At 55.6% G+C, this 25,267-nt stretch carries 32 protein-coding genes; all 32 read right to left on the reverse strand.

The window, feature by feature from the left end:
* Window positions 1-11: 11 nt before the first annotated feature.
* Window positions 12-401 (reverse strand): 30S ribosomal protein S11, encoded by a 390-nt coding sequence (gene rpsK, locus D8U60_RS19035; protein WP_002555466.1) that lies wholly within the window; start codon window positions 399-401, stop codon window positions 12-14.
* 30 nt (window positions 402-431) lie between these two features.
* A complete protein-coding gene (rpsM, locus tag D8U60_RS19040; RefSeq protein WP_003186020.1) occupies window positions 432-788 on the reverse strand; it encodes a 30S ribosomal protein S13 in 357 nt (118 codons plus the stop codon).
* Window positions 789-918: 130 nt separating this feature from the next.
* On the reverse strand, window positions 919-1,035 hold the full coding sequence (gene rpmJ, locus D8U60_RS19045; RefSeq protein ID WP_002555468.1) for a 50S ribosomal protein L36: 117 nt from the start codon (window positions 1,033-1,035) through the stop codon (window positions 919-921).
* Window positions 1,036-1,062: 27 nt separating this feature from the next.
* The gene (gene secY / locus D8U60_RS19050; protein ID WP_016772945.1) at window positions 1,063-2,391 is read right to left on the reverse strand and encodes a preprotein translocase subunit SecY; all 1,329 of its coding nucleotides are present in this window, start codon (window positions 2,389-2,391) and stop codon (window positions 1,063-1,065) included.
* A complete protein-coding gene (gene rplO / locus D8U60_RS19055; protein WP_003228720.1) occupies window positions 2,392-2,829 on the reverse strand; it encodes a 50S ribosomal protein L15 in 438 nt (145 codons plus the stop codon).
* Between the two features lie 3 nt (window positions 2,830-2,832).
* Window positions 2,833-3,009: a 50S ribosomal protein L30 gene (gene rpmD, locus D8U60_RS19060; RefSeq protein ID WP_003176408.1), complete on the reverse strand. Its 177-nt coding sequence runs from the start codon at window positions 3,007-3,009 to the stop codon at window positions 2,833-2,835.
* A gap of 2 nt (window positions 3,010-3,011) precedes the next feature.
* The gene (gene rpsE / locus D8U60_RS19065) at window positions 3,012-3,512 is read right to left on the reverse strand and encodes a 30S ribosomal protein S5 (RefSeq protein ID WP_007955637.1); all 501 of its coding nucleotides are present in this window, start codon (window positions 3,510-3,512) and stop codon (window positions 3,012-3,014) included.
* Window positions 3,513-3,515: 3 nt separating this feature from the next.
* Complete coding sequence (gene rplR, locus D8U60_RS19070; RefSeq protein WP_003186037.1) at window positions 3,516-3,866, reverse strand: 50S ribosomal protein L18; 351 nt, start codon at window positions 3,864-3,866, stop codon at window positions 3,516-3,518.
* A 10-nt stretch (window positions 3,867-3,876) separates the two neighbouring features.
* Window positions 3,877-4,410: a 50S ribosomal protein L6 gene (gene rplF, locus D8U60_RS19075; RefSeq protein ID WP_003228722.1), complete on the reverse strand. Its 534-nt coding sequence runs from the start codon at window positions 4,408-4,410 to the stop codon at window positions 3,877-3,879.
* 12 nt (window positions 4,411-4,422) lie between these two features.
* Window positions 4,423-4,815 (reverse strand): 30S ribosomal protein S8, encoded by a 393-nt coding sequence (gene rpsH / locus D8U60_RS19080; RefSeq protein WP_016772944.1) that lies wholly within the window; start codon window positions 4,813-4,815, stop codon window positions 4,423-4,425.
* Between the two features lie 208 nt (window positions 4,816-5,023).
* Window positions 5,024-5,329, reverse strand: a complete 306-nt coding sequence (rpsN, locus tag D8U60_RS19085) for a 30S ribosomal protein S14 (RefSeq protein ID WP_003186042.1) — start codon at window positions 5,327-5,329, stop codon at window positions 5,024-5,026.
* Between the two features lie 13 nt (window positions 5,330-5,342).
* The gene (gene rplE / locus D8U60_RS19090) at window positions 5,343-5,882 is read right to left on the reverse strand and encodes a 50S ribosomal protein L5 (RefSeq protein ID WP_130900681.1); all 540 of its coding nucleotides are present in this window, start codon (window positions 5,880-5,882) and stop codon (window positions 5,343-5,345) included.
* Window positions 5,883-5,902: 20 nt separating this feature from the next.
* Window positions 5,903-6,217 carry a 50S ribosomal protein L24 gene (gene rplX, locus D8U60_RS19095; RefSeq protein WP_003186046.1) on the reverse strand — a complete coding sequence of 105 codons (315 nt, stop codon included), beginning with the start codon at window positions 6,215-6,217 and terminating at the stop codon, window positions 5,903-5,905.
* An 11-nt stretch (window positions 6,218-6,228) separates the two neighbouring features.
* On the reverse strand, window positions 6,229-6,597 hold the full coding sequence (gene rplN / locus D8U60_RS19100) for a 50S ribosomal protein L14 (protein WP_002555479.1): 369 nt from the start codon (window positions 6,595-6,597) through the stop codon (window positions 6,229-6,231).
* A 23-nt stretch (window positions 6,598-6,620) separates the two neighbouring features.
* Entirely contained in the window at window positions 6,621-6,887 is a 267-nt protein-coding gene (gene rpsQ, locus D8U60_RS19105) for a 30S ribosomal protein S17 (protein WP_003194644.1), read from the reverse strand.
* Between the two features lie 2 nt (window positions 6,888-6,889).
* Window positions 6,890-7,081 carry a 50S ribosomal protein L29 gene (rpmC, locus tag D8U60_RS19110; RefSeq protein ID WP_002555481.1) on the reverse strand — a complete coding sequence of 64 codons (192 nt, stop codon included), beginning with the start codon at window positions 7,079-7,081 and terminating at the stop codon, window positions 6,890-6,892.
* On the reverse strand, window positions 7,081-7,494 hold the full coding sequence (rplP, locus tag D8U60_RS19115) for a 50S ribosomal protein L16 (protein WP_003228729.1): 414 nt from the start codon (window positions 7,492-7,494) through the stop codon (window positions 7,081-7,083). Before rplP ends, rpmC begins: the two co-directional genes overlap by 1 nt.
* A gap of 12 nt (window positions 7,495-7,506) precedes the next feature.
* On the reverse strand, window positions 7,507-8,193 hold the full coding sequence (gene rpsC, locus D8U60_RS19120) for a 30S ribosomal protein S3 (protein WP_003176422.1): 687 nt from the start codon (window positions 8,191-8,193) through the stop codon (window positions 7,507-7,509).
* 13 nt (window positions 8,194-8,206) lie between these two features.
* Complete coding sequence (gene rplV, locus D8U60_RS19125) at window positions 8,207-8,539, reverse strand: 50S ribosomal protein L22 (protein WP_003103908.1); 333 nt, start codon at window positions 8,537-8,539, stop codon at window positions 8,207-8,209.
* An 11-nt stretch (window positions 8,540-8,550) separates the two neighbouring features.
* Window positions 8,551-8,826, reverse strand: a complete 276-nt coding sequence (rpsS, locus tag D8U60_RS19130; RefSeq protein WP_011336172.1) for a 30S ribosomal protein S19 — start codon at window positions 8,824-8,826, stop codon at window positions 8,551-8,553.
* 16 nt (window positions 8,827-8,842) lie between these two features.
* Complete coding sequence (gene rplB, locus D8U60_RS19135; RefSeq protein WP_016772943.1) at window positions 8,843-9,667, reverse strand: 50S ribosomal protein L2; 825 nt, start codon at window positions 9,665-9,667, stop codon at window positions 8,843-8,845.
* 14 nt (window positions 9,668-9,681) lie between these two features.
* Window positions 9,682-9,981, reverse strand: coding sequence for a 50S ribosomal protein L23 (gene rplW, locus D8U60_RS19140; RefSeq protein ID WP_002555488.1), 300 nt, complete (start codon window positions 9,979-9,981; stop codon window positions 9,682-9,684).
* Window positions 9,978-10,580 carry a 50S ribosomal protein L4 gene (gene rplD, locus D8U60_RS19145; RefSeq protein ID WP_003228735.1) on the reverse strand — a complete coding sequence of 201 codons (603 nt, stop codon included), beginning with the start codon at window positions 10,578-10,580 and terminating at the stop codon, window positions 9,978-9,980. The genes rplW and rplD overlap by 4 nt, the downstream gene beginning before the upstream one ends.
* Before the next feature lie 12 nt (window positions 10,581-10,592).
* Entirely contained in the window at window positions 10,593-11,228 is a 636-nt protein-coding gene (rplC, locus tag D8U60_RS19150; protein WP_003228738.1) for a 50S ribosomal protein L3, read from the reverse strand.
* An 80-nt stretch (window positions 11,229-11,308) separates the two neighbouring features.
* Window positions 11,309-11,620: a 30S ribosomal protein S10 gene (gene rpsJ, locus D8U60_RS19155; RefSeq protein ID WP_003186070.1), complete on the reverse strand. Its 312-nt coding sequence runs from the start codon at window positions 11,618-11,620 to the stop codon at window positions 11,309-11,311.
* A 154-nt stretch (window positions 11,621-11,774) separates the two neighbouring features.
* Complete coding sequence (gene tuf, locus D8U60_RS19160; protein WP_130900682.1) at window positions 11,775-12,968, reverse strand: elongation factor Tu; 1,194 nt, start codon at window positions 12,966-12,968, stop codon at window positions 11,775-11,777.
* 30 nt (window positions 12,969-12,998) lie between these two features.
* Entirely contained in the window at window positions 12,999-15,104 is a 2,106-nt protein-coding gene (gene fusA / locus D8U60_RS19165) for an elongation factor G (RefSeq protein WP_130900683.1), read from the reverse strand.
* 30 nt (window positions 15,105-15,134) lie between these two features.
* On the reverse strand, window positions 15,135-15,608 hold the full coding sequence (rpsG, locus tag D8U60_RS19170; RefSeq protein WP_016772941.1) for a 30S ribosomal protein S7: 474 nt from the start codon (window positions 15,606-15,608) through the stop codon (window positions 15,135-15,137).
* A 107-nt stretch (window positions 15,609-15,715) separates the two neighbouring features.
* Window positions 15,716-16,087, reverse strand: coding sequence for a 30S ribosomal protein S12 (gene rpsL, locus D8U60_RS19175; protein ID WP_003186084.1), 372 nt, complete (start codon window positions 16,085-16,087; stop codon window positions 15,716-15,718).
* 216 nt (window positions 16,088-16,303) lie between these two features.
* Entirely contained in the window at window positions 16,304-20,503 is a 4,200-nt protein-coding gene (gene rpoC, locus D8U60_RS19180; protein WP_016772940.1) for a DNA-directed RNA polymerase subunit beta', read from the reverse strand.
* A 64-nt stretch (window positions 20,504-20,567) separates the two neighbouring features.
* Window positions 20,568-24,641, reverse strand: a complete 4,074-nt coding sequence (rpoB, locus tag D8U60_RS19185) for a DNA-directed RNA polymerase subunit beta (RefSeq protein ID WP_016772939.1) — start codon at window positions 24,639-24,641, stop codon at window positions 20,568-20,570.
* A 221-nt stretch (window positions 24,642-24,862) separates the two neighbouring features.
* On the reverse strand, window positions 24,863-25,228 hold the full coding sequence (rplL, locus tag D8U60_RS19190; protein ID WP_007962228.1) for a 50S ribosomal protein L7/L12: 366 nt from the start codon (window positions 25,226-25,228) through the stop codon (window positions 24,863-24,865).
* Between the last annotated feature and the right edge of the window lie 39 nt (window positions 25,229-25,267).

A 25,267-nucleotide genomic window follows, 5' to 3' on the forward strand; every position in this document is an offset into this window, starting at 1 on the left:
AATCTCCTGGATTACACGCGGCGCTTCTTCGGCGGACGGCACCCGTTGTGCGGGATTGGCGTCACGTCGGTGATGCTGGCGATCTTGTAGCCACAGCCGTTCAAAGCGCGGACTGCGGATTCACGACCTGGACCTGGACCCTTGACGTTTACGTCGAGGTTTTTCAGGCCGTATTCCAGCGCAGCTTGACCAGCACGCTCAGCAGCTACTTGAGCAGCGAACGGGGTGGACTTGCGGGAACCGCGGAAACCCGAACCACCGGAGGTAGCCCAGGAAAGAGCGTTACCTTGACGGTCGGTGATGGTCACGATGGTGTTGTTAAAAGATGCATGGATGTGGGCGATGCCATCAACCACTGTCTTTTTAACTTTTTTACGAGGACGAGCAGCAGGTTTTGCCATGATTAAATTCCTGTCGATTCGCTGGGGCGATTACTTGCGGATCGGCTTACGCGGACCTTTACGGGTACGCGCGTTGGTCTTGGTACGCTGACCGCGTACTGGCAGACCACGACGATGACGCAGACCGCGATAGCAACCGAGGTCCATCAAGCGCTTGATTTTCATGTTGATTTCGCGACGCAGGTCACCTTCAGTGGTGAACTTCGCCACTTCGCCACGCAGCTGTTCAATTTGCTCGTCGCTCAGATCTTTGATCTTTGCTGCTGGGTTTACCCCAGTCACTGCACAGATCTTCTGCGCAGTAGTGCGACCAACACCATAGATGTAGGTCAGCGAGATAACAGTATGCTTGTTATCTGGAATGTTAACGCCTGCAATACGGGCCATTCAGTGGGACTCCAATTGACAGCTACCTACGCCCCGGAAGCCAAGAAATAGGGCGCGAGATAATATCGCTGTAATAACAAATAATCAACCCGGTAGCGCACTAGCTACCGGGCTTGAAGCACAATCACACTCAGCCTTGGCGCTGTTTGTGACGCGGTTCCGCGCTGCAAATTACTCGAACAACACCTTCGCGGCGAATAATCTTGCAGTTACGGCACAGCTTTTTCACCGATGCACGAACTTTCATCACCAACTCCTCGAACCTTATGGGTACTCAGCGCAACATGCCGCTGCCGTAACCCTTCAGGTTGGCTTTCTTCATCAGGGATTCGTACTGGTGCGAAACGAGGTGCGATTGTACTTGGGACATGAAGTCCATCACAACCACGACCACGATCAGCAACGAGGTCCCGCCAAGGTAGAACGGAACGTTTGCTGCAACCACCAGGAATTGGGGCAACAGGCACACGGCCGTCATGTAAAGAGCACCGAACAGGGTCAAGCGGGTCAGAACGCCATCAATATAGCGCGCAGACTGCTCACCTGGACGAATGCCCGGAATAAAGGCACCGGACTTCTTCAGGTTTTCCGCTACGTCTTTCGGATTGAACATCAACGCCGTATAGAAGAAGCAGAAGAAAATAATCCCTGCACTAAACAGCAGAATATTCAACGGCTGACCAGGAGCGATCGACTGCGAGATGTCCTGCAACCAGCCCATACCTTCAGACTGACCGAACCAGGCACCCAACGAAGCCGGAAACAGCAAGATGCTGCTCGCGAAAATAGCCGGAATAACACCGGCCATGTTCACCTTCAGCGGCAAGTGGCTTGTCTGCGCAGCAAAAACCTTGCGGCCCTGCTGACGCTTGGCGTAGTGAACAGCGATACGACGCTGGCCACGCTCAATGAAAACCACGAAACCGATAATCGCTACTGCCAGCAAACCGATGGCAACCAGGGCGAAGATGTTGATATCACCCTGACGCGCAGACTCGAAAGACTGCCCGATTGCTCTCGGAAGACCGGCGACGATACCCGAAAAAATCAACATCGAGATACCGTTGCCAACACCACGCTCAGTAATCTGCTCACCCAGCCACATCATGAACATCGCACCAGCCACAAATGTGGTTACCGCGACGAAATGGAAGCCAAAGTCACCAGTGAACGCGACGCCCTGCCCCGCCAGACCAATGGACATGCCAATAGCCTGGACCAGAGCGAGAGCGACGGTGAGGTAGCGGGTGTACTGGCTAATCTTGCGACGGCCAGCTTCACCTTCCTTCTTCAACTGCTCCAGCTGCGGGCTGACGGCGGTCATCAGTTGCATGATGATCGATGCCGAAATGTACGGCATGATCCCCAGTGCAAAGATGCTCATCCGTTCCAGCGCGCCGCCGGAGAACATGTTGAACAAGCTAAGAATGGTCCCCTCATTCTGTCGAAACAGGTCTGCGAGTCGGTCCGGGTTGATACCTGGAACCGGGATGTGTGCGCCTATTCGGTAGACGATAATCGCCAGGAACAGAAAACGCAGACGAGCCCAGAGTTCAGACATACCGCCTTTGCCGAGCGCAGAGAGAGCACCTTGCTTAGCCATTTATTCCTCGAACTTGCCGCCAGCTGCTTCGATAGCCGCACGCGCACCTTTGGTGGCGCCGATTCCCTTGCCGATAGTGACAGCGCGAGTCACTTCACCGGACAGCATGATTTTCACACGCTGTACGTTGACGTTGATCACGTTGGCATCTTTCAGGGACTGCACAGTAACGATGTCGCCTTCCACTTTGGCCAGCTCGGACAAACGCACTTCTGCGCGATCCATGGCTTTCAGGGAAACGAAACCGAACTTAGGCAGGCGACGATGCAGCGGCTGTTGACCGCCTTCAAAGCCTGGAGCGATGGTGCCACCGGAGCGGGAGGTCTGACCTTTGTGACCACGGCCACCAGTCTTGCCCAAACCACTACCGATACCACGGCCCGGACGATGCTTTTCGCGACGGGAACCCGGCGCTGGACTCAGATCATTGAGTTTCATCGATTAACCCTCGACACGCAGCATGTAGTAAGCCTTGTTGATCATCCCGCGATTCTCGGGAGTATCCTGGACTTCTACAGTGTGACCGATGCGACGCAGACCCAGACCCTTAACGCACAGTTTGTGGTTAGGGATGCGGCCGGTCATGCTTTTGATCAGCGTAACTTTAACGGTAGCCATGATTACTTGATCTCCTCAACACGCAGGCCACGCTTGGCAGCGATGGACTCAGGAGACTGCATAGCCTTCAGACCCTTGAAAGTGGCGTGAACCACGTTTACCGGGTTAGTCGAGCCGTAGCACTTGGCCAGAACGTTCTGAACGCCAGCAACTTCGAGGACAGCACGCATAGCGCCGCCAGCGATGATACCGGTACCTTCAGAAGCAGGCTGCATGTACACCTTCGAAGCGCCGTGAGCGGACTTCATTGCGTACTGCAGAGTGGTGCCGTTCAGGTCAACTTGAATCATGTTGCGGCGAGCAGCTTCCATTGCCTTCTGGATCGCAGCAGGCACTTCACGCGACTTGCCACGGCCGAAGCCAACACGCCCTTTACCATCACCAACCACGGTCAACGCGGTGAAAGTGAAGATACGGCCGCCTTTAACGGTTTTGGCTACGCGGTTAACTTGAACCAGCTTCTCGATGTAGCCTTCGTCGCGCTTTTGGTCGTTATTTGACATAACTTAGAACTCCAGCCCAGCTTCACGAGCAGCATCAGCCAGCGCTTTAACGCGGCCGTGGTACTTGAAGCCAGAGCGGTCGAAAGCCACTTGCGATACGCCAGCGGCCTTAGCACGCGTAGCGACCAGCTGGCCAACCTTTGTGGCCGCGTCGATGTTGCCAGTGGCACCATCACGCAGTTCTTTATCCAAAGTCGAGGCACTTGCCAGGACTTTGTTGCCGTCGGCCGAGATGACCTGGGCGTAGATGTGCTGCGACGAGCGGAACACGCAGAGACGCACGACTTCGAGTTCGTGCATTTTCAGGCGTGCTTTGCGAGCGCGACGCAGTCGAGTAACTTTTTTGTCGGTCATTTGCTATGCCCTACTTCTTCTTGGCTTCTTTACGACGGACGACTTCGTCCGCGTAGCGCACACCTTTGCCTTTGTATGGCTCTGGTGGACGGAAGTCGCGGATCTCGGCGGCCACTTGACCTACCAGCTGCTTGTCGATGCCCTTGATCAGGATATCGGTCTGGCTAGGAGTCTCAGCGGTGATGCCTTCCGGCAGTTCGTAATCCACTGGGTGCGAGAAGCCAAGAGCCAGGTTCAGAACCTGACCTTTTGCTTGCGCTTTGTAACCAACACCGACCAGCTGGAGCTTGCGCTCGAAGCCTTGGCTTACGCCCTGGACCATGTTGTTTACCAACGCACGCGTGGTACCGGCCATTGCGCGAGTTTGTTGATCGCCATTGCGAGCAGCGAAACGCAGCTCACCAGCTTCTTCAACGATCTCAACGGACGAATGGATGTTCAGTTCAAGAGTACCCTTGGCACCCTTCACCGAAAGCTGTTGGCCTGCGAATTTGACTTCGACACCGGCTGGCAGCTTAACGGGGTTCTTAGCGACGCGAGACATGCTTATCCCCCCTTAGAACACAGTGCAAAGAACTTCGCCGCCGACACCGGCAGCGCGCGCAGCACGATCCGTCATCACACCTTTGTTGGTGGAGACGATAGACACGCCAAGACCGCCACGAACTTTCGGCAGATCTTCAACGGACTTGTACTGACGCAGGCCTGGACGACTAACGCGCTTCACTTCTTCGATAACCGGACGGCCTTCGAAGTACTTCAGCGAGATGGACAGCGACGGCTTGGCGTCGGTGGTGATCTGAAAATCCGCGATGTAACCTTCGTCCTTCAGGACTTTTGCTACAGCTGCCTTCAACGTGGAAGACGGCATGCTTACGACAGACTTTTCAGCCATCTGGGCATTACGGATTCGAGTTAGCATGTCCGCTAACGGGTCCTGCATACTCATGGGCTAGACGCTCCTAATACAAAAAAATTAGCCTTGCGGCTACTACTTGTCGCCGAGAACTTCCGGGCAGAAAAACACGGGCTCAGGCGAGCCGGTCATTCTAGACACACCCCAGAAATGAATCAAGCCCCAAAAGGGGCTTGATTCAGATTCAAGGCCACCGATGGTCAGGTTCTTGCGAACCCGAACACCGAGACTTTGACAACTATTACCAGCTGGCTTTAACCAGACCTGGCACGTCACCACGCATTGCAGCTTGACGCAGCATGTTACGGCCGAGGCCGAACTTGCGGTACACGCCGTGCGGACGACCAGTCAGGCGGCAACGGTTACGCATGCGCGAAGCGCTTGCGTCACGTGGTTGCTTCTGCAGAGCTACGGTAGCTTCCCAACGCGCTTCTGGACTTGCGTTCAGATCGACGATGATAGCTTTCAGCGCTGCACGCTTGGTGGCGTACTTGGCAACGGTGAGCTGACGCTTCAGCTCACGGTTCTTCATGCTCTTCTTGGCCATTTTCCTACTCCAATCAGTTGCGGAACGGGAATTTGAAAGCACGCAGCAGAGCGCGGCCTTCATCATCGTTCTTGGCAGTGGTGGTCAGGGTAATGTCCAGACCGCGGAGAGCATCGATCTTGTCGTAGTCGATTTCCGGGAAGATGATCTGCTCTTTCACGCCCATGCTGTAGTTGCCACGACCATCGAAGGACTTGGCATTCAGGCCGCGGAAGTCGCGAACCCGAGGCAGGGAGATCGACAGCAGACGATCCAGGAACTCGTACATACGCTCACGGCGCAGGGTCACTTTGACGCCGATCGGCCATCCTTCGCGGACTTTGAAGCCAGCGATGGATTTACGAGCGTAGGTCACAACGACTTTCTGGCCGGTGATCTTTTCCAGGTCAGCAACAGCGTTCTCGATGACTTTTTTATCGCCGATCGCTTCGCCCAGACCCATGTTCAGGGTGATTTTGGTAACGCGCGGAACTTCCATCACGTTCGAAAGCTTAAGTTCTTCCTTAAGTTTCGGAGCGATTTCCTTCCGGTAAATCTCTTTTAGTCGTGCCATGGTCTTCTACCTAGCAGTGTTCAAGCATCAACCGCTTTTTGGGTCGACTTGAAGACACGAATTTTCTTACCGTCTTCTACTTTGAAACCAACGCGGTCAGCCTTGTTGGTTTCGCCGTTGAAGATGGCGACGTTGGAAGCGTGCAGTGGCGCTTCTTTCTCGACGATACCGCCCTGTACGCCCGACATCGGGTTAGGCTTGGTATGACGCTTGACTAGGTTCAGACCACCAACAACCAGACGGTTGTCAGCAAGAACCTTCAGCACCTTACCGCGCTTACCTTTGTCTTTGCCGGCGATCACGATGATCTCGTCGTCACGACGAATCTTTTGCATGTCGGATCTCCTTACAGCACTTCTGGGGCGAGCGAGACGATCTTCATGAACTTCTCAGTACGAAGTTCACGGGTCACTGGCCCAAAGATACGGGTGCCGATCGGCTCTTGCTTGTTGTTCAGAAGAACAGCAGCGTTGCCATCAAAGCGGATAATGGAGCCATCAGCACGACGTACGCCGTGACGAGTGCGGACTACAACAGCAGTCATCACTTGGCCTTTTTTCACCTTACCGCGAGGAATTGCTTCCTTCACGGTAACTTTGATGATGTCACCGATACCAGCGTAACGACGATGGGAGCCACCCAGCACCTTGATGCACATAACACGGCGAGCGCCGCTGTTATCGGCCACATCGAGCATGGATTGAGTCTGAATCATATAATTTCTCCGACCCCTAGCCCTTAGACTTCCACAGCGCGTTCGAGAACATCAACCAGCGCCCAAGACTTGGTCTTGGCCATCGGACGAGTTTCACGAATAGTGACTTTGTCGCCGATGTGGCACTGATTGGTTTCGTCGTGCGCGTGCAGCTTAGTCGAACGCTTAACGTATTTACCGTAGATCGGGTGCTTTACGCGACGCTCGATCAGAACGGTGATGGTTTTGTCCATCTTGTCGCTGACAACACGGCCAGTCAGCGTACGGACAGTTTTTTCGGCTTCAGCCATGATCACTTACCTGCCTGCTGGTTGAGCACAGTCTTCACGCGAGCGATGTCACGCTTAACTTGCGAGAGCAGATGAGACTGCCCCAACTGGCCAGTTGCTTTCTGCATGCGCAGATTGAACTGGTCGCGCAGCAAGCCGAGCAGTTGCTCGTTCAGCTGCTGTGCGGATTTTTCACGAAGTTCATTCGCTTTCATCACATCACCGTCCGTTTAACAAAGGAGGTGGCGAGCGGCAGCTTTGCAGCAGCCAGGGCGAAAGCCTCACGCGCCAGCTCTTCAGAAACACCCTCGATTTCATACAGGACTTTGCCTGGCTGAATCTGGGCAACCCAGTACTCCACGTTACCCTTACCTTTACCCATACGAACCTCGAGAGGTTTCTTGGAGATCGGCTTGTCCGGGAATACACGGATCCAGATCTTGCCGCCACGTTTTACGTGACGGGTCAGAGCACGACGCGCTGACTCGATCTGACGAGCGGTGAGACGACCACGAGCAACAGACTTCAGCGCGAACTCGCCGAAGCTGACTTTGCTACCGCGCAGTGCCAGACCACGGTTGTGGCCGGTCATCTGCTTGCGGAACTTCGTACGCTTTGGTTGCAACATTTGGCGTACCCCTTACTTAGCAGCTTTTTTACGAGGCGCTGGTGCTTGTGGTTTCAGTTCTTCTTGGCGACCACCAATAACTTCGCCTTTGAAGATCCAAACCTTTACACCGATCACACCGTAAGTGGTGTGAGCTTCGTAGTTGGCATAGTCGATGTCGGCACGCAGGGTGTGCAGTGGCACACGACCTTCGCGATACCATTCAGTACGTGCGATTTCAGCACCGCCGAGACGACCGCTCACTTGGATTTTGATGCCTTTGGCACCAATGCGCATGGCGTTCTGAACAGCGCGCTTCATAGCGCGACGGAACATTACACGACGCTCCAGCTGCTGAGCTACGCTCTGCGCAACCAGCATACCGTCGAGCTCCGGCTTGCGGATCTCTTCGATATTGATGTGCACAGGCACACCCATTTGCTTGGTCAGGTCCTGACGCAGTTTCTCAACATCTTCACCTTTCTTCCCGATAACGATACCTGGACGAGCGGTGTGGATGGTGATGCGTGCAGTTTGGGCCGGACGATGGATATCGATACGGCTTACGGACGCGCTTTTTAGTTTGTCTTGGAGATACTCACGCACTTTCAGATCTGCGAACAAGTAGTCCGCATAAGTCCGACCGTCTGCGTACCAGACGGAGGTGTGCTCCTTGACGATTCCCAGGCGAATGCCAATGGGATGTACTTTCTGACCCATCTCTTCGACTCCGTTACTTGTCAGCAACCTTGACAGTGATATGGCAAGACCGCTTGACGATGCGATCAGCACGGCCTTTGGCACGTGGCATGATGCGCTTCAGCGAACGCCCTTCGTTGACGAAAACGGTGCTGACCTTCAGGTCATCAACGTCTGCGCCTTCGTTATGCTCGGCGTTGGCTACGGCCGACTCCAGCACTTTCTTCATGATCTCGGCGGCTTTCTTACTGCTGAAAGCCAACAGGTTGAGCGCTTCGCCCACCTTCTTCCCGCGGATCTGGTCGGCGACCAAGCGGGCTTTCTGGGCGGAGATTCGAGCGCCCGACAACTTAGCGGCTACTTCCATTTCCTTACCCCTTAACGCTTGGCTTTCTTGTCAGCCACGTGCCCGCGATAGTTGCGGGTACCGGCGAACTCGCCCAGTTTGTGGCCGACCATGTCTTCGTTAACGAGAACTGGGACGTGCTGACGACCGTTGTGTACTGCGATGGTCAGACCGACCATTTGTGGCAGGATCATCGAACGACGCGACCAGGTTTTAATTGGTTTGCGATCGTTCTTTTCCGCCGCCACTTCGATCTTCTTCAGTAGGTGAAGATCAATAAAAGGACCTTTTTTCAGAGAACGTGGCACTGTCGTATCCCTCTATTTACTTGCGACGACGGACGATCATTTTGTCGGTACGCTTATTACCACGAGTCTTCGCGCCCTTAGTCGGGAAGCCCCATGGCGATACCGGATGACGACCACCAGAGGTACGACCTTCACCACCACCATGTGGGTGGTCAACCGGGTTCATGGCAACACCACGAACGGTTGGGCGAACGCCACGCCAGCGTTTGGCACCAGCTTTACCCAGCGAACGCAGGCTGTGCTCGGAGTTCGAGACTTCACCCAGGGTCGCACGGCATTCAGCCAGGACTTTACGCATTTCACCGGAACGCAGACGCAGGGTCACGTAGACACCTTCACGAGCGATCAGCTGAGCCGAAGCACCAGCGGAACGAGCGATCTGTGCACCTTTACCTGGCTTCAATTCGATGCCGTGTACGGTAGAACCGACTGGAATGTTGCGCAGTTGCAGAGCGTTGCCCGGCTTGATTGGAGCCAGAGCACCTGCGATCAGCTGGTCGCCAGCACTCACGCCTTTAGGGGCGATGATGTAGCGGCGCTCGCCGTCTGCGTAGCAAAGCAGTGCGATGTGAGCAGTACGGTTTGGATCGTATTCGATACGCTCGACAGTGGCGACGATGCCATCTTTGTCGTTGCGACGGAAATCGACCATACGGTAATGCTGCTTATGACCACCACCGATGTGACGAGTGGTAATACGGCCATTGTTGTTACGACCACCAGACTTCGATTTTTTCTCGAGCAGCGGTGCGTGAGGAGCGCCTTTATGCAGCTCCTGGTTGACCACCTTGACCACAAAACGGCGGCCAGGGGAAGTCGGTTTGCATTTAACGATTGCCATGATGCACCCCTTCCTTACTCAGCACTGCTGCTGAAATCGAGATCTTGGCCTGGCTGAAGGGAGATAACTGCCTTCTTCCAGTCATTACGCTTGCCCAGACCGCGAGCAGTGCGCTTGCTCTTACCCAGAACGTTCAGGGTAGTGACGCGCTCTACTTTCACGCTGAACAGGCTTTCGACGGCCTTCTTGATTTCCAGCTTGGTTGCATCAGTAGCAACCTTGAAAACGAACTGGCCTTTCTTGTCTGCCAGAACCGTAGCCTTCTCGGAAACGTGCGGGCCAAGCAGAACTTTAAATACGCGTTCCTGGTTCATCCCAGCAGCTCCTCGAATTTCTTCACGGCCGACACGGTGATCAACACCTTGTCGTATGCGATCAGACTAACTGGATCGGAACCTTGCACATCACGTACATCTACGTGCGGCAGGTTGCGAGCAGCCAGGTACAGGTTCTGATCAACAGCGTCCGACACGATCAGAACGTCGGTCAGGCTCATGTTGTTCAGTTTGCCCAGCAGATCTTTGGTTTTCGGAGTTTCAACAGCGAAATCCTGAACCACGACCAGACGATCAGTACGCACCAGCTCAGCAAGGATGGAACGCATTGCTGCGCGATACATCTTCTTGTTCAGCTTCTGGGAATGATCCTGTGGACGAGCTGCGAAAGTGGTACCGCCGCCACGCCAGATTGGGCTACGGATAGTACCGGCACGAGCACGGCCAGTACCTTTCTGACGCCATGGGCGCTTGCCGCCACCACGAACGTCGGAACGGGTCTTCTGCTGCTTGCTACCTTGACGGCCGCCGGCCATGTAGGCCACGACTGCTTGGTGAACCAGCGTCTCGTTGAATTCGCCGCCAAATGTCAGTTCGGAAACTTCGATCGCTTGAGCGTCATTTACATTTAATTGCATGTCAGCTTCCCCTTAACCGCGAGCCTTGGCTGCTGGACGTACAACCAGGTTGCCGCCAGTAGCGCCAGGAACAGCACCCTTGACCAACAACAGATTGCGTTCAGCGTCCACGCGCACTACTTCCAGGGACTGCACGGTCACGCGCTCAGCGCCCATATGACCGGACATTTTTTTGCCCTTGAATACACGACCAGGAGTCTGGCACTGGCCGATAGAGCCTGGGACGCGGTGGGATACGGAGTTACCGTGGGTGTTATCTTGCCCGCGGAAATTCCAACGCTTGATCGTACCCTGGAAGCCTTTACCCTTGGACTGACCGGTTACATCAACCAGTTGACCAGCGGCGAAGATTTCAGCGTTGATCAGATCGCCAGCCTGGTACTCGCCTTCTTCAAGGCGGAATTCCATGGTGGTGCGACCAGCGGCAACGTTCGCTTTAGCGAAGTGGCCAGCCTGAGCTGCTGTTACACGCGAAGCGCGACGCTCGCCGACAGTGACTTGCACTGCACGATAGCCATCGGTCTCTTCAGTTTTGAACTGGGTGACGCGATTCGGCTCGATCTCAATGACCGTGACCGGAATGGAGACACCTTCTTCGGTGAAAATACGGGTCATACCGCATTTACGACCGACTACACCAATAGTCATGTTGTAAACCTCATGAGTGTACGGGGCTTTCACCCGCTATGGCCGCCCATTTCAGAGCGTTACACGACCAAGACCGAGTCTTAGCCGAGGCTGATCTGCACTTCCACACCGGCCGCAAGATCAAGCTTCATCAGCGCATCAACGGTTTTATCCGTTGGCTGGACGATGTCCAGAACACGCTTATGAGTGCGGATCTCGTACTGGTCACGCGCGTCTTTGTTGACATGCGGGGAAACCAGAACGGTGAACCGCTCTTTACGGGTAGGCAGTGGAATTGGACCACGCACTTGAGCACCAGTACGTTTCGCGGTTTCCACGATTTCCTGGGTTGATTGGTCGATCAGGCGATGGTCAAAAGCCTTCAACCTGATACGGATTTGCTGATTTTGCATTGGATTTCAGACTCCGGCTGCTATTCCCACCGGGCGCAATACGCCCGTTAAAAGGAGGCGCAATTCTATAGACGCCCCCGATAGGTGTCAACCCAATAAAAAAGCCCCCGCTGAGCGGGGGCTTTTTCAATCCATCAAGCTGACTTTAAAAGTCTTACTCGATGATTTTGGCTACGACGCCAGCGCCGACGGTACGACCGCCTTCACGGATAGCGAAACGCAGACCGTCTTCCATCGCGATGGTTTTGATCAGGGTAACAGTCATCTGAATGTTGTCACCTGGCATTACCATTTCAACGCCTTCTGGCAGCTCGCAGTTACCAGTCACGTCAGTAGTACGGAAGTAGAACTGTGGACGGTAGCCTTTGAAGAACGGAGTGTGACGACCGCCTTCTTCCTTGCTCAGAACGTAAACTTCTGCGGTGAACTTGGTGTGCGGCTTGACCGAACCTGGCTTGACCAGAACCTGGCCACGCTCAACGTCGTCACGCTTGGTACCACGCAGCAGAACGCCGCAGTTCTCGCCAGCACGACCTTCGTCGAGCAGCTTGCGGAACATCTCAACACCGGTGCAGGTGGTGGTGGTGGTGTCACGCAGACCAACGATTTCCAGAGCATCCTGAACGCGAACGATACCGCGCTCGATACGACCAGTCACAACAGTACCGCGACCCGAGATCGAGAACACGTCTTCGATTGGCATCAGGAATGGCTTGTCGATCATACGAACTGGTTCTGGGATGTAGGTATCCAGAGTTTCAACCAGTTTACGAACGGCAGTGGTGCCCATTTCGTTGTCGTCTTTGCCTTCCAGCGCCATACGAGCCGAACCGATGATGATCGGAGTGTCGTCGCCTGGGAAGTCGTAGGTCGACAGCAGGTCACGAACTTCCATCTCAACCAGTTCCAGCAGCTCAGCGTCGTCTACCAGGTCAGCCTTGTTCAGGAAGACCACGATGTACGGAACGCCTACCTGACGGGACAGCAGGATGTGCTCACGGGTTTGTGGCATCGGACCATCAGCGGCCGAGCAAACCAGGATCGCGCCGTCCATCTGGGCAGCACCGGTGATCATGTTCTTCACGTAGTCAGCGTGACCTGGGCAGTCAACGTGAGCGTAGTGACGGATCTTCGAGTTGTACTCAACGTGCGCGGTGTTGATGGTGATACCGCGAGCTTTTTCTTCTGGTGCGCTGTCGATCTTGTCGAATTCAACGACGGCCGAACCGAAAACTTCGGAGCAGACGCGAGTCAGAGCAGCAGTCAGAGTGGTTTTACCGTGGTCAACGTGACCAATGGTGCCAACGTTGACGTGCGGTAGGGAACGATCAAATTTTTCTTTAGCCACGACAATTAACTCCTTGCCTAAAGGACTGAATCAGCCTTGTTTTTTGGTAACGGTTTCGACGATGTGCGACGGAGCCGTATTGTATTTTTTGAATTCCATAGAGTAGCTTGCGCGACCCTGGGACATCGAACGAACGTCGGTCGCATAACCGAACATTTCACCCAACGGAACTTCAGCACGGATAACCTTACCGGAAACCGTGTCTTCCATACCCAGAATCATGCCGCGACGACGGTTAAGGTCGCCCATCACATCACCCATATAGTCTTCAGGCGTAACAACCTCTACCGCCATGATCGGCTCGAGCAACTCACCACCACCCTTCTGGGCCAGTTGCTTGGTCGCCATGGAAGCAGCCACTTTAAACGCCATCTCGTTGGAGTCGACGTCGTGGTAAGAACCATCGAACACGGTAGCCTTCAGGCCGATCAGCGGATAGCCGGCAACAACGCCGTTCTTCATCTGCTCTTCGATACCCTTCTGGATAGCCGGGATGTATTCCTTAGGAACCACACCACCTACAACTTCGTTCACGAATTGCAGACCTTCCTGACCTTCGTCAGCAGGAGCAAAACGGATCCAGCAGTGACCGAACTGGCCGCGACCACCGGACTGACGAACGAACTTGCCTTCGATTTCACAGTTCTTCGTGATGCGCTCACGATACGAAACCTGAGGCTTGCCGATGTTGGCTTCGACGTTGAACTCACGGCGCATCCGGTCAACCAGGATGTCCAGGTGCAGCTCGCCCATGCCGGAGATGATCGTCTGACCAGTCTCTTCATCAGTTTTAACGCGGAAAGACGGGTCTTCCTGAGCGAGTTTGCCCAGAGCGATACCCATTTTTTCCTGGTCATCCTTGGTCTTAGGCTCTACGGCAACCGAAATAACCGGCTCCGGGAAGTCCATGCGAACCAGGATGATTGGCTTGTCAGCGTTGCAGAGGGTTTCACCAGTGGTGACGTCCTTCATGCCGATCAGGGCCGCGATGTCACCAGCGCGTACTTCCTTGATCTCTTCACGGGCGTTTGCGTGCATTTGCACCATACGACCCACGCGCTCTTTCTTGCCTTTGACCGAGTTGATCACGCCGTCGCCGGAGTTCAACACGCCCGAGTAAACGCGGACGAAGGTCAGAGTACCCACGAATGGGTCGGTAGCGATCTTGAACGCCAGAGCCGCGAAAGGCTCGTTGTCGTCTGCATGACGCTCCATCTCTTCTTCCTCGTTATCAGGGTTGGAACCCTTGATAGCAGGAATGTCGGTCGGAGCAGGCAGGTAGTCGATAACGGCGTCGAGAACCAGGGGAACACCCTTGTTCTTGAACGAAGAACCGCAAACGGCCAGAACGATTTCGCCGGCGATAGTACGCTGACGCAAAGCAGCCTTGATCTCTTCGATCGACAGCTCTTCGCCTTCCAGGTACTTGTTCATCAGCTCTTCGTTGGCTTCGGCAGCAGCTTCAACCATATTGTTGCGCCACTCTTCAGCCAGCTCTTGCAGCTCGGCAGGAATGTCCTTGCGAACAGGGACCATACCTTTGTCGGAGTCGTTCCAGTAGACAGCTTGCATGTTGATCAGATCGATCTGACCCTGGAAGTTGTCTTCGGAACCGATGGCCAACTGGATCGGCACCGGAGTGTGACCCAGACGCTGCTTGATCTGACCGATCACGCGCAGGAAGTTGGCGCCGGCACGGTCCATCTTGTTTACGTAAACAAGACGTGGAACGCCGTATTTGTTGGCTTGACGCCATACGGTTTCCGACTGCGGCTCAACACCCGAAGTACCGCAGAACACAACGACAGCGCCGTCGAGTACGCGCAGGGAACGCTCAACTTCAATGGTGAAGTCAACGTGGCCCGGGGTATCGATTACGTTGAAACGGTGCTCGTGAGAGTACTGCTTCTCGGAACCTTTCCAGAAGGCGGTAATGGCAGCAGAAGTAATGGTAATACCACGCTCCTGCTCCTGAACCATCCAGTCTGTGGTCGCGGCGCCATCATGCACCTCGCCCATTTTGTGACTTTTGCCGGTGTAAAACAGTACGCGCTCGGTGGTGGTGGTTTTACCAGCATCCACGTGAGCGACGATACCGATGTTACGGTAGCGGCTAATCGGAGTAGTACGAGCCATAAAGCCCTCGCAAAATTAGTGAAGCTAAAATTAGAAGCGGTAGTGCGAGAAAGCTTTGTTAGCTTCGGCCATACGGTGCACGTCTTCACGCTTCTTAACAGCAGCACCTTTACCTTCAGCAGCATCCAGCAGTTCGCCAGCCAAACGCAGAGCCATAGACTTCTCGCCGCGCTTACGGGCGAAGTCTACCAACCAGCGCATTGCCAGAGCGTTACGACGGGAAGGACGAACCTCGACCGGAACCTGGTAAGTAGCACCACCAACGCGGCGCGACTTCACTTCGACCAGCGGAGCGATGGCGTCGAGTGCTTTTTCGAAGAGTTCCAGGGGATCGGTGCCAGCCTTACGGGCCGCAACGGTTTCCAGGGCACCATAAACGATACGCTCGGCAACGGCCTTCTTGCCGCTTTCCATAACGTGGTTCATGAATTTGGCGAGGATCTGGCTTCCGTATTTCGGATCGTCCAGAATCTCACGCTTTGCTGCTACGCGACGTCTTGGCATGATAAGCCCTCAAGCGGTCTTCAGGTTAGCTCGGGACAGATCCAGAGGATGCGTGCCCGACCTTACTCTTATCGACTCAATAAAATAAAAATCTGCAAAACGGCCGATTACTTCGGACGCTTGGTACCGTACTTCGAACGACCCTGGTTACGGCCTTTAACGCCGGAAGTATCCAAGGAGCCGCGAACGGTGTGGTAACGAACACCTGGCAAGTCTTTTACACGACCGCCGCGGATCAGTACCACGCTGTGCTCTTGCAGGTTGTGGCCTTCACCGCCGATGTACGAGGAAACCTCGAAACCGTTGGTCAGACGCACACGGCATACTTTACGCAGTGCCGAGTTAGGTTTTTTCGGCGTGGTGGTGTACACACGGGTGCACACGCCACGACGTTGCGGGCAGTTCTGCAGCGCAGGTACGTCGGATTTCTCGACGATACGCTTACGCGGCTGACGTACCAGCTGGTTGATAGTTGCCATCTACTAGCTCCACTGTTGTCTTGCGACGCTATTGTCTTGCAAGAAAAGCAAAATGGCAGGAACGAATTCCCGCCAAATTTAGGGGATCAAGAGTCTAAAGAGGATCTTGATTCCAGTCAAGGCAAGGCCCCGACCTCCCCGCCCATCGAACCTTGACTTGATGTCTCGATTCGACGAACGGAGCGATCAGGGCCTCACGCTCGTTTATCGCAGAACTCAGTTACCGCTCGAGTTCAGCGCTTCGGTCAGTGCAGCTTCCACTTCACTGGCGCTTACGCGCAACGGCTTGTCGGCATCACGGCGACGCTTGCGCTCGCTGTGATAGGCAAGACCGGTACCGGCCGGGATCAGACGACCCACGACTACGTTTTCTTTCAGGCCGCGCAGGTAATCGCGCTTGCCGGTGACTGCCGCTTCGGTCAGTACGCGGGTGGTTTCCTGGAAGGAAGCCGCCGAGATGAACGATTCGGTGGACAACGACGCCTTGGTGATACCCAGCAGAACGCGAGTGAACTTGGAGACAAACTTGTCTTCCGCGCTCAGACGCTCGTTCTCTACCAGAACGTGAGTCAGTTCCATCTGGTCGCCCTTGATGAAGCTGGAATCGCCGGACTCGGAGATCTCAACTTTACGCAGCATCTGACGCAGGATGGTCTCGATGTGCTTGTCGTTGATCTTCACGCCTTGCAGACGATAAACGTCCTGGATCTCGTTGACGATGTACTTGGCCAGCGCGCTTACACCCAGCAGACGCAGGATGTCGTGCGGATCGCTTGGACCGTCGGAGATAACTTCGCCGCGGTTTACCTGTTCGCCTTCGAAGACGTTCAGGTGACGCCACTTCGGAATCAGCTCTTCGTACGGATCGCTACCGTCGTTCGGGGTAATGACCAGACGGCGCTTGCCTTTGGTCTCTTTACCGAACGCGATGGTGCCGCTGACTTCAGCCAGAATCGACGCTTCTTTCGGACGACGGGCTTCGAACAGGTCCGCAACACGCGGCAGACCACCGGTGATGTCACGGGTCTTCGAAGTTTCCTGCGGGATACGAGCGATAACGTCACCGATCGCAATCTTCGCACCGTCAGCCACACCGACCAGGGCGTTGGCTGGCAGGAAGTACTGAGCGATAACGTCAGTGCCTGGCAGCAACAGATCCTTGCCGTTGTCGTCGACCATCTTCACTGCTGGACGGATTTCCTTGCCGGCAGCTGGACGATCTTTCGCGTCGAGTACTTCAATGTTGGTCATACCGGTCAATTCGTCAGTCTGACGCTTGATCGTGATGCCTTCTTCCATGCCCACGTAGGTCACGGTACCTTTCATTTCGGTAACGATCGGGTGAGTGTGCGGATCCCACTTGGCCACGATTGCGCCAGCGTCGACCTTGTCACCTTCCTTAACCGAAATCACAGCACCGTACGGCAGCTTGTAACGCTCGCGCTCACGACCGAAGTCGTCCGCAATTGCCAACTCACCGGAACGGGACACAGCAACCAGATGGCCATCCACTCGCTCAACGTGCTTCAGGTTGTGCAGACGGACGGTACCGCCATTCTTCACCTGAACGCTGTCGGCTGCGGAAGTACGGCTTGCCGCACCACCGATGTGGAACGTACGCATGGTCAGCTGGGTACCCGGCTCACCGATAGACTGGGCAGCGATAACGCCGACCGCTTCACCGATGTTCACCTGGTGACCACGAGCCAGATCACGGCCGTAGCACTTGGCGCAGATGCCGTAGCGGGTTTCGCAGCTGATCGGCGAACGCACGATCACTTCGTCGATGCTGTTCAGCTCGATGAACTCGACCCACTTCTCGTCAACCAGAGTGCCGGCAGGAACGATAACGTCCTCGGTACCCGGCTTGAACACGTCACGGGCAATGACACGACCCAATACGCGCTCACCCAACGGTTCTACAACGTCACCGCCTTCAATGTGCGGAGTCATCAGCAGACCGTGTTCGGTGCCGCAATCGATCTCGGTTACTACCAGATCCTGCGCCACGTCTACCAGACGACGAGTCAGGTAACCGGAGTTCGCAGTTTTCAACGCGGTATCCGCCAGACCTTTACGAGCACCGTGAGTCGAGATGAAGTACTGAAGTACGCTCAGACCTTCACGGAAGTTCGCAGTAATCGGCGTTTCAATGATGGAACCGTCCGGCTTGGCCATCAGACCACGCATACCGGCCAGCTGACGAATCTGTGCTGCGGAACCCCGCGCACCCGAGTCGGCCATCATGTACATCGAGTTGAAAGACTCTTGGTCGACTTCGTCGCCGTGACGGTCGATGACTTTCTCTTTCGAGAGGTTGGCCATCATCGCCTTGGAAACTTCGTCGTTCGCTTTCGACCAGAGGTCGATCACTTTGTTGTACTTCTCGCCCTGGGTTACCAGGCCGGAGGCGTACTGGCTCTCGATCTCTTTCACTTCGTCGGTGGCTGCACCGATGATGCGGGCTTTTTCATCCGGGATAACGAAGTCGTTAACACCGATGGAAACGCCGGAGATGGTCGAGTACGCGAAACCGGTGTACATCAACTGGTCAGCGAAGATCACGGTCTCTTTCAGACCAACCACGCGGTAGCACTGGTTGATCAGCTTGGAGATCGCCTTTTTCTTCATCGGCAGGTTGACGACGTCGAACGACAGACCTTTTGGCACAACCTGGAACAGCAGCGCACGGCCGACAGTGGTGTCGACGATACGGGTACCGCTCACGCTGTTGCCGTCACGGTCGTTGACGGTTTCGTTGATACGAACCTTGACCTTGGCGTGCAGTGCGGCTTCGCCGGCACGGAACACACGGTCGACTTCCTGCAGATCCGCGAACACACGACCTTCGCCCTTGGCGTTGATCGCTTCACGAGTCATGTAGTACAGACCCAATACAACGTCCTGCGACGGAACGATGATTGGCTCACCGTTGGCTGGCGACAGAATGTTGTTGGTCGACATCATCAACGCACGCGCTTCGAGCTGGGCTTCCAGCGTCAGCGGTACGTGCACGGCCATTTGGTCGCCGTCGAAGTCGGCGTTGTACGCGGCGCAGACCAGAGGGTGCAGCTGGATAGCCTTACCTTCGATCAGTACCGGTTCAAACGCCTGGATACCCAGACGGTGAAGGGTCGGTGCACGGTTGAGCAGAACCGGGTGTTCGCGAATCACTTCAGCGAGAACGTCCCAAACCTCTGGCAACTCGCGCTCGACCATTTTCTTGGCCGCTTTGATGGTGGTCGCCAGACCACGCATTTCCAGCTTGCCGAAAATGAACGGCTTGAACAGCTCGAGAGCCATCTTCTTCGGCAGACCGCACTGGTGCAGACGCAGGGTCGGGCCTACGGTAATTACCGAACGACCGGAATAGTCAACACGCTTACCGAGCAAGTTCTGACGGAAACGACCTTGCTTACCCTTGATCATGTCAGCCAGGGATTTCAGAGGACGCTTGTTGGAACCAGTGATAGCGCGGCCACGACGACCGTTGTCGAGCAGTGCATCGACCGCTTCCTGCAACATACGCTTTTCGTTGCGCACGATGATGTCCGGCGCGGACAGATCCAGCAGGCGCTTCAAACGGTTGTTACGGTTGATCACTCGACGATACAGATCGTTGAGGTCGGAGGTCGCGAAACGACCGCCATCCAGCGGGACCAGTGGACGCAGATCTGGCGGCAGAACCGGCAAAACGGTCAGCACCATCCACTCTGGCAGGTTGCCGGAACCCTGGAAGGCTTCCATCAACTTCAGACGCTTGGACAGCTTCTTGATCTTGGTTTCCGAGTTGGTTTGCGGAATCTCTTCGCGCAGACGGCCAATCTCGTGCTCCAGGTCGATAGCGTGCAGCAGTTCACGGACAGCTTCGGCACCCATGCGGGCGTCGAAATCGTCACCGAACTCTTCCAGCGCTTCGAAATACTGCTCGTCGTTCAGCAACTGACCTTTTTCAAGGGTGGTCATGCCTGGATCGATAACGACATAGCTCTCGAAGTAGAGAACGCGTTCGATATCACGCAGGGTCATGTCCATCAGCAGGCCGATACGCGACGGCAGCGATTTCAGGAACCAGATGTGGGCAACCGGCGAAGCCAGTTCAATGTGCGCCATGCGCTCACGACGAACCTTGGCCAGTGCAACTTCAACGCCGCACTTCTCGCAGATCACACCACGGTGTTTCAAGCGCTTGTACTTACCGCACAGGCACTCGTAATCCTTTACCGGACCAAAGATCTTGGCGCAGAACAGGCCGTCACGCTCGGGTTTGAACGTACGGTAGTTGATGGTTTCCGGCTTTTTAACTTCACCGAACGACCACGAACGGATCATCTCCGGCGAGGCCAATCCGATGCGGATGGCGTCGAACTCTTCGACTTGACCCTGGTTTTTCAGCAAATTCAGTAGGTCTTTCAAGGCCTTTCCTCCTGGCGGAGCAGAGAGCGGGCATTCCTGCCCCGCTCTCGATTCGCGTCACGTGTTATTCGGTTTCCAGATCGATATCGATGCCGAGGGAACGAATTTCCTTGATCAACACGTTGAAGGACTCGGGCATGCCCGGCTCCATACGGTGATCGCCATCCACGATGTTCTTGTACATCTTGGTACGGCCGTTCACATCGTCCGACTTCACTGTGAGCATTTCTTGCAGAGTGTAAGCAGCACCGTATGCTTCCAGTGCCCAGACCTCCATCTCCCCGAAACGCTGACCACCGAACTGCGCCTTACCACCCAGCGGCTGCTGGGTAACCAGGCTGTAAGAACCGGTAGAACGCGCGTGCATCTTGTCGTCTACCAAGTGGTTCAGCTTCAGCATGTACATGTAGCCAACGGTAACTGGACGCTCGAACTTGTTGCCGGTACGGCCGTCGGTCAGTTGCATCTGGCCGCTTTCCGGCAGGTCTGCCAGTTTCAGCATGGCCTTGATTTCGCTTTCCTTGGCGCCGTCGAACACTGGAGTGGCCATTGGAACGCCGCCACGCAGGTTGTTCGCCAGATCGAGGATTTCCTGATCGGAGAAGCTGTCCAGATCTTCGTTACGACCGCCGATCTGGTTGTAGATCTCGTCCAGGAAGGTGCGCAGTTCAGCGACTTTACGCTGCTCTTCGACCATCCGGTTGATCTTCTCGCCCAGACCCTTGGCCGCGAGGCCCAGGTGGGTTTCGAGGATCTGACCAACGTTCATACGCGAAGGTACGCCCAGCGGGTTGAGGACCACGTCGACCGGGGTGCCATTGGCATCGTGCGGCATGTCTTCAACCGGCATGATCACGGAGACCACACCCTTGTTACCGTGACGACCGGCCATCTTGTCGCCCGGCTGGATGCGGCGACGGATTGCCAGGTAAACCTTGACGATTTTCAGCACGCCTGGAGCCAGGTCATCGCCCTGCTGCAGTTTGCGCTTCTTGTCTTCGAACTTGTCGTCCAGCAGACGGCGACGATCAACGATGTAGGCCTGAGCCTTCTCGAGCTGCTCGTTCAGAGCATCTTCAGCCATGCGCAGTTTGAACCACTGGCCGTGCTCAAGACCGTCGAGTACTTCGTCGGTGATGTCCTGACCTTTCTTCAGGCCGGCGCCGCCTTCAGCCTTGTGGCCTACCAGTGCGGAACGCAGACGCTCGAAAGTCGCGCCTTCAACGATGCGGAACTCTTCGTTCAGATCCTTGCGGATCTCGTCCAGCTGGGACTTCTCGATCGACAGTGCACGAGCATCACGCTCAACGCCGTCACGGGTGAAGACCTGTACGTCGATGACAGTACCTTTGGTGCCGGTTGGCACGCGCAGGGACGTGTCTTTAACGTCGCTCGCTTTTTCACCGAAGATTGCACGCAGCAGTTTTTCTTCCGGAGTCAGTTGGGTCTCGCCTTTCGGAGTGACCTTGCCAACCAGGATGTCGCCTGCGCCTACTTCAGCACCTACGTAAACGATACCGGCTTCGTCCAGCTTGTTCAGTGCAGCTTCACCCACGTTCGGGATGTCCGCAGTGATTTCCTCTGGGCCAAGCTTGGTGTCACGGGCCACACAGGTCAGTTCCTGAATGTGGATCGTGGTGAAACGGTCTTCCTGAACCACACGCTCGGACAGGCAGATGGAGTCTTCGAAGTTGAAGCCGTTCCATGCCATGAACGCGATGCGCATGTTCTGACCCAGTGCCAGTTCACCCATGTCGGTGGACGGGCCGTCGGCCATGATGTCGCTACGCTGAACGCGATCACCTTTACGCACCAGCGGACGCTGGTTGATGCAGGTGTTCTGGTTCGAGCGGGTGTATTTGGTCAGGTTGTAGATGTCGACACCGGCTTCACCGGTTTCAACTTCGTCATCGGCAACACGAACCACGATACGGCTGGCGTCTACGGAGTCGATCACGCCACCACGACGAGCCACGACGCAAACGCCGGAGTCACGGGCTACGTTACGCTCCATGCCGGTACCTACCAGCGGCTTGTCAGCGCGCAGAGTCGGTACAGCCTGACGCTGCATGTTCGAACCCATCAACGCACGGTTGGCGTCGTCGTGCTCGAGGAACGGAATCAGCGATGCTGCAACCGATACAACCTGCTTCGGCGAAACGTCCATCAGGGTGACGTCTTCCGGCGCCTTGACGGTGAATTCGTTCAGGTGACGTACGGCAACCAGTTCGTCGATCAGGACTTTCTGCTCATTCATGGTCGCCGAAGCCTGCGCGATCACGTGATCGGCTTCTTCAATAGCGGACAGGAACACGATCTCGTCGGTGACCACACCCTCTTTCACCACGCGGTACGGGCTTTCCAGGAAGCCGTACTGGTTGGTGCGAGCGTACGCAGCCAGGGAGTTGATCAGGCCGATGTTCGGACCTTCCGGCGTTTCAATCGGGCAGACACGACCGTAGTGAGTCGGGTGTACGTCACGGACTTCGAAGCCCGCGCGCTCACGAGTCAGACCACCAGGGCCGAGTGCAGAGACACGACGCTTGTGGGTGATCTCGGACAGCGGGTTGTTCTGGTCCATGAACTGCGACAGCTGGCTGGAACCGAAGAACTCTTTCACCGCCGCAGCCACTGGCTTGGCGTTGATCAGGTCTTGCGGCATCAGGCCTTCGCTTTCAGCCATCGACAGACGCTCTTTGACCGCACGCTCAACACGTACCAGGCCAACGCGGAACTGGTTCTCGGCCATTTCGCCTACGCAGCGAACACGACGGTTACCCAGGTGGTCGATGTCATCGACGATGCCTTTACCGTTGCGGATGTCGACCAGAGTCTTCAGGACCGCGACGATATCTTCCTTGCACAGCACGCCCGAACCTTCGATCTCGGTACGACCGATACGACGGTTGAACTTCATCCGGCCGACCGCAGACAGGTCATAGCGCTCAGGGCTGAAGAACAGGTTGTTGAACAGGGTCTCGGCAGCGTCTTTGGTTGGCGGCTCGCCTGGACGCATCATGCGATAGATCTCGACCAGCGCTTCCAATTGGTTGCTGGTGGAGTCGATCTTCAGCGTGTCGGAGACGAACGGACCGCAGTCGATGTCGTTGGTGTACAGGGTCTCGATGCGAACGACCTGAGCCTTGGCGATTTTAGCCAGGACTTCAGTGTTCAGCTCGGTGTTGCATTCGGCCAGGATTTCGCCGGTAGCCGGGTGCACGATAGCCTTGGCGGTGGTGCGACCAAGGACGTAGTCCAGTGGCACGTCCAGCGTCTTGATACCGGCTTTTTCGATCTGGTTGATGTGGCGCGCGGTAATACGGCGGCCTTGCTCAACGATGACCTTGCCCTTCTCGTCCTGGATGTCCAGAACCGCAACTTCACCACGCAGGCGCGACGGCACCAGTTCCAGGCTGAGGGTTTCGCCGCTCAGGTGGAATACGTTGGTGGTGTAGAACGCGTCCAGCACTTCTTCGGTGGTGTAACCGAGTGCGCGCAGCAGTACCGAAGCCGGCAGTTTGCGACGACGGTCGATACGCACGAAGACGCAGTCTTTCGGGTCGAATTCGAAGTCCAGCCACGAACCGCGGTAAGGAATGATGCGAGCCGAGTACAGCAGTTTGCCGGAGCTGTGCGTCTTGCCGCGGTCGTGGTCGAAGAACACGCCCGGGGAACGGTGCAGCTGGGAAACGATAACACGCTCGGTACCGTTGATTACGAAGGTACCGTTCTCAGTCATCAGGGGGATTTCACCCATGTAGACTTCTTGCTCTTTGATGTCCTTGATCGCTTTGTTCGACGATTCTTTGTCGAAAATGATCAGGCGCACTTTTACCCGCAAAGGTACGGCGAAAGTTACACCGCGCAATACGCATTCTTTGACATCAAATGCCGGTTCGCCCAGGCGATAACCGACGTACTCCAGCGCAGCATTGCCGGAGTAGCTGATGATCGGGAAAACGGATTTGAAGGCCGCATGCAGGCCCACGTCGCGGAACTGATCTTTAGTCGCTCCCGCTTGCAAGAATTCACGATACGAATCCAGCTGGATGGCCAGGAGGTAAGGCACATCCATGACGTCCGGCAACTTGCTAAAGTCCTTGCGGATACGTTTTTTCTCAGTATATGAGTAAGCCATCAGCGTTCCCCAGCTTGGTCACCTGCTTGTTTGGCCCCTCCCGACGGGAGCAGCCAGAAAATCGTGCAAACCCCATGGTTTGCGCCACCGCATCGGGTGGTTACAGCGCCTTTATCAGCACCGACCCAGTCGGCTGCCAATAACGGAAAAAGGCCGGTGGCAAGAGCCACCAGCCATCAGCCTGTCGCTTGACGCTCGGGCTGGAGGAGCAAAGTCGATGCTTACTTCAGCTCGACTTTAGCACCTGCTTCTTCCAGCTTCTTCTTGGCGTCTTCAGCCGCTTCTTTCGAAACGCCTTCAGCTACAACCTGAGGAGCGCCGTCTACTTTCTCTTTGGCTTCTTTCAGGCCCAGACCGGTCAGTTCACGAACTGCCTTGATCACGTTAACCTTCTTCTCGCCAGCTTCCAGCAGAACAACGTTGAACTCGGTTTGCTCTTCAACAGCTGCAGCAGCTACAGCTGGGCCAGCCGAAGCGGCAGCAGCGGTAACACCGAAGGTTTCTTCCATCGCTTTGATCAGCTCAACGATTTCCACTACGGATTTCTGGCCGATTGCTTCGATGATTTGTTCGTTAGTCAGAGACATGACTCAATTCCTGAATTGGGGGACGGCCTACGCGACCAT

Origin of the sequence: Pseudomonas sp. Sample_11 (assembly GCF_004307505.1) — a bacterium.
Classification (GTDB): domain Bacteria; phylum Pseudomonadota; class Gammaproteobacteria; order Pseudomonadales; family Pseudomonadaceae; genus Aquipseudomonas; species Aquipseudomonas atacamensis.

Coding starts and splice junctions, on each gene's coding strand:
- rpsK (WP_002555466.1), bottom strand. CDS start 401: ATGGCAAAACCTGCTGCTCGTCCTCGTAAAAAAGTTAAAAAGACAGTG.
- rpsM (WP_003186020.1), bottom strand. CDS start 788: ATGGCCCGTATTGCAGGCGTTAACATTCCAGATAACAAGCATACTGTT.
- rpmJ (WP_002555468.1), bottom strand. CDS start 1,035: ATGAAAGTTCGTGCATCGGTGAAAAAGCTGTGCCGTAACTGCAAGATT.
- secY (WP_016772945.1), bottom strand. CDS start 2,391: ATGGCTAAGCAAGGTGCTCTCTCTGCGCTCGGCAAAGGCGGTATGTCT.
- rplO (WP_003228720.1), bottom strand. CDS start 2,829: ATGAAACTCAATGATCTGAGTCCAGCGCCGGGTTCCCGTCGCGAAAAG.
- rpmD (WP_003176408.1), bottom strand. CDS start 3,009: ATGGCTACCGTTAAAGTTACGCTGATCAAAAGCATGACCGGCCGCATC.
- rpsE (WP_007955637.1), bottom strand. CDS start 3,512: ATGTCAAATAACGACCAAAAGCGCGACGAAGGCTACATCGAGAAGCTG.
- rplR (WP_003186037.1), bottom strand. CDS start 3,866: ATGACCGACAAAAAAGTTACTCGACTGCGTCGCGCTCGCAAAGCACGC.
- rplF (WP_003228722.1), bottom strand. CDS start 4,410: ATGTCTCGCGTCGCTAAGAACCCCGTTAAGCTGCCAGCCGGTGTCGAA.
- rpsH (WP_016772944.1), bottom strand. CDS start 4,815: ATGAGTATGCAGGACCCGTTAGCGGACATGCTAACTCGAATCCGTAAT.
- rpsN (WP_003186042.1), bottom strand. CDS start 5,329: ATGGCCAAGAAGAGCATGAAGAACCGTGAGCTGAAGCGTCAGCTCACC.
- rplE (WP_130900681.1), bottom strand. CDS start 5,882: ATGGCACGACTAAAAGAGATTTACCGGAAGGAAATCGCTCCGAAACTT.
- rplX (WP_003186046.1), bottom strand. CDS start 6,217: ATGCAAAAGATTCGTCGTGACGACGAGATCATCGTGATCGCCGGCAAA.
- rplN (WP_002555479.1), bottom strand. CDS start 6,597: ATGATTCAGACTCAATCCATGCTCGATGTGGCCGATAACAGCGGCGCT.
- rpsQ (WP_003194644.1), bottom strand. CDS start 6,887: ATGGCTGAAGCCGAAAAAACTGTCCGTACGCTGACTGGCCGTGTTGTC.
- rpmC (WP_002555481.1), bottom strand. CDS start 7,081: ATGAAAGCGAATGAACTTCGTGAAAAATCCGCACAGCAGCTGAACGAG.
- rplP (WP_003228729.1), bottom strand. CDS start 7,494: ATGTTGCAACCAAAGCGTACGAAGTTCCGCAAGCAGATGACCGGCCAC.
- rpsC (WP_003176422.1), bottom strand. CDS start 8,193: ATGGGTCAGAAAGTACATCCCATTGGCATTCGCCTGGGAATCGTCAAG.
- rplV (WP_003103908.1), bottom strand. CDS start 8,539: ATGGAAGTAGCCGCTAAGTTGTCGGGCGCTCGAATCTCCGCCCAGAAA.
- rplB (WP_016772943.1), bottom strand. CDS start 9,667: ATGGCAATCGTTAAATGCAAACCGACTTCCCCTGGCCGCCGTTTTGTG.
- rplW (WP_002555488.1), bottom strand. CDS start 9,981: ATGAACCAGGAACGCGTATTTAAAGTTCTGCTTGGCCCGCACGTTTCC.
- rplD (WP_003228735.1), bottom strand. CDS start 10,580: ATGCAATTAAATGTAAATGACGCTCAAGCGATCGAAGTTTCCGAACTG.
- rplC (WP_003228738.1), bottom strand. CDS start 11,228: ATGACTATTGGTGTAGTCGGTCGTAAATGCGGTATGACCCGTATTTTC.
- rpsJ (WP_003186070.1), bottom strand. CDS start 11,620: ATGCAAAATCAGCAAATCCGTATCAGGTTGAAGGCTTTTGACCATCGC.
- fusA (WP_130900683.1), bottom strand. CDS start 15,104: ATGGCTCGTACTACTCCGATTAGCCGCTACCGTAACATCGGTATCGTC.
- rpsG (WP_016772941.1), bottom strand. CDS start 15,608: ATGCCAAGACGTCGCGTAGCAGCAAAGCGTGAGATTCTGGACGATCCG.
- rpsL (WP_003186084.1), bottom strand. CDS start 16,087: ATGGCAACTATCAACCAGCTGGTACGTCAGCCGCGTAAGCGTATCGTC.
- rpoB (WP_016772939.1), bottom strand. CDS start 24,641: ATGGCTTACTCATATACTGAGAAAAAACGTATCCGCAAGGACTTTAGC.
- rplL (WP_007962228.1), bottom strand. CDS start 25,228: ATGTCTCTGACTAACGAACAAATCATCGAAGCAATCGGCCAGAAATCC.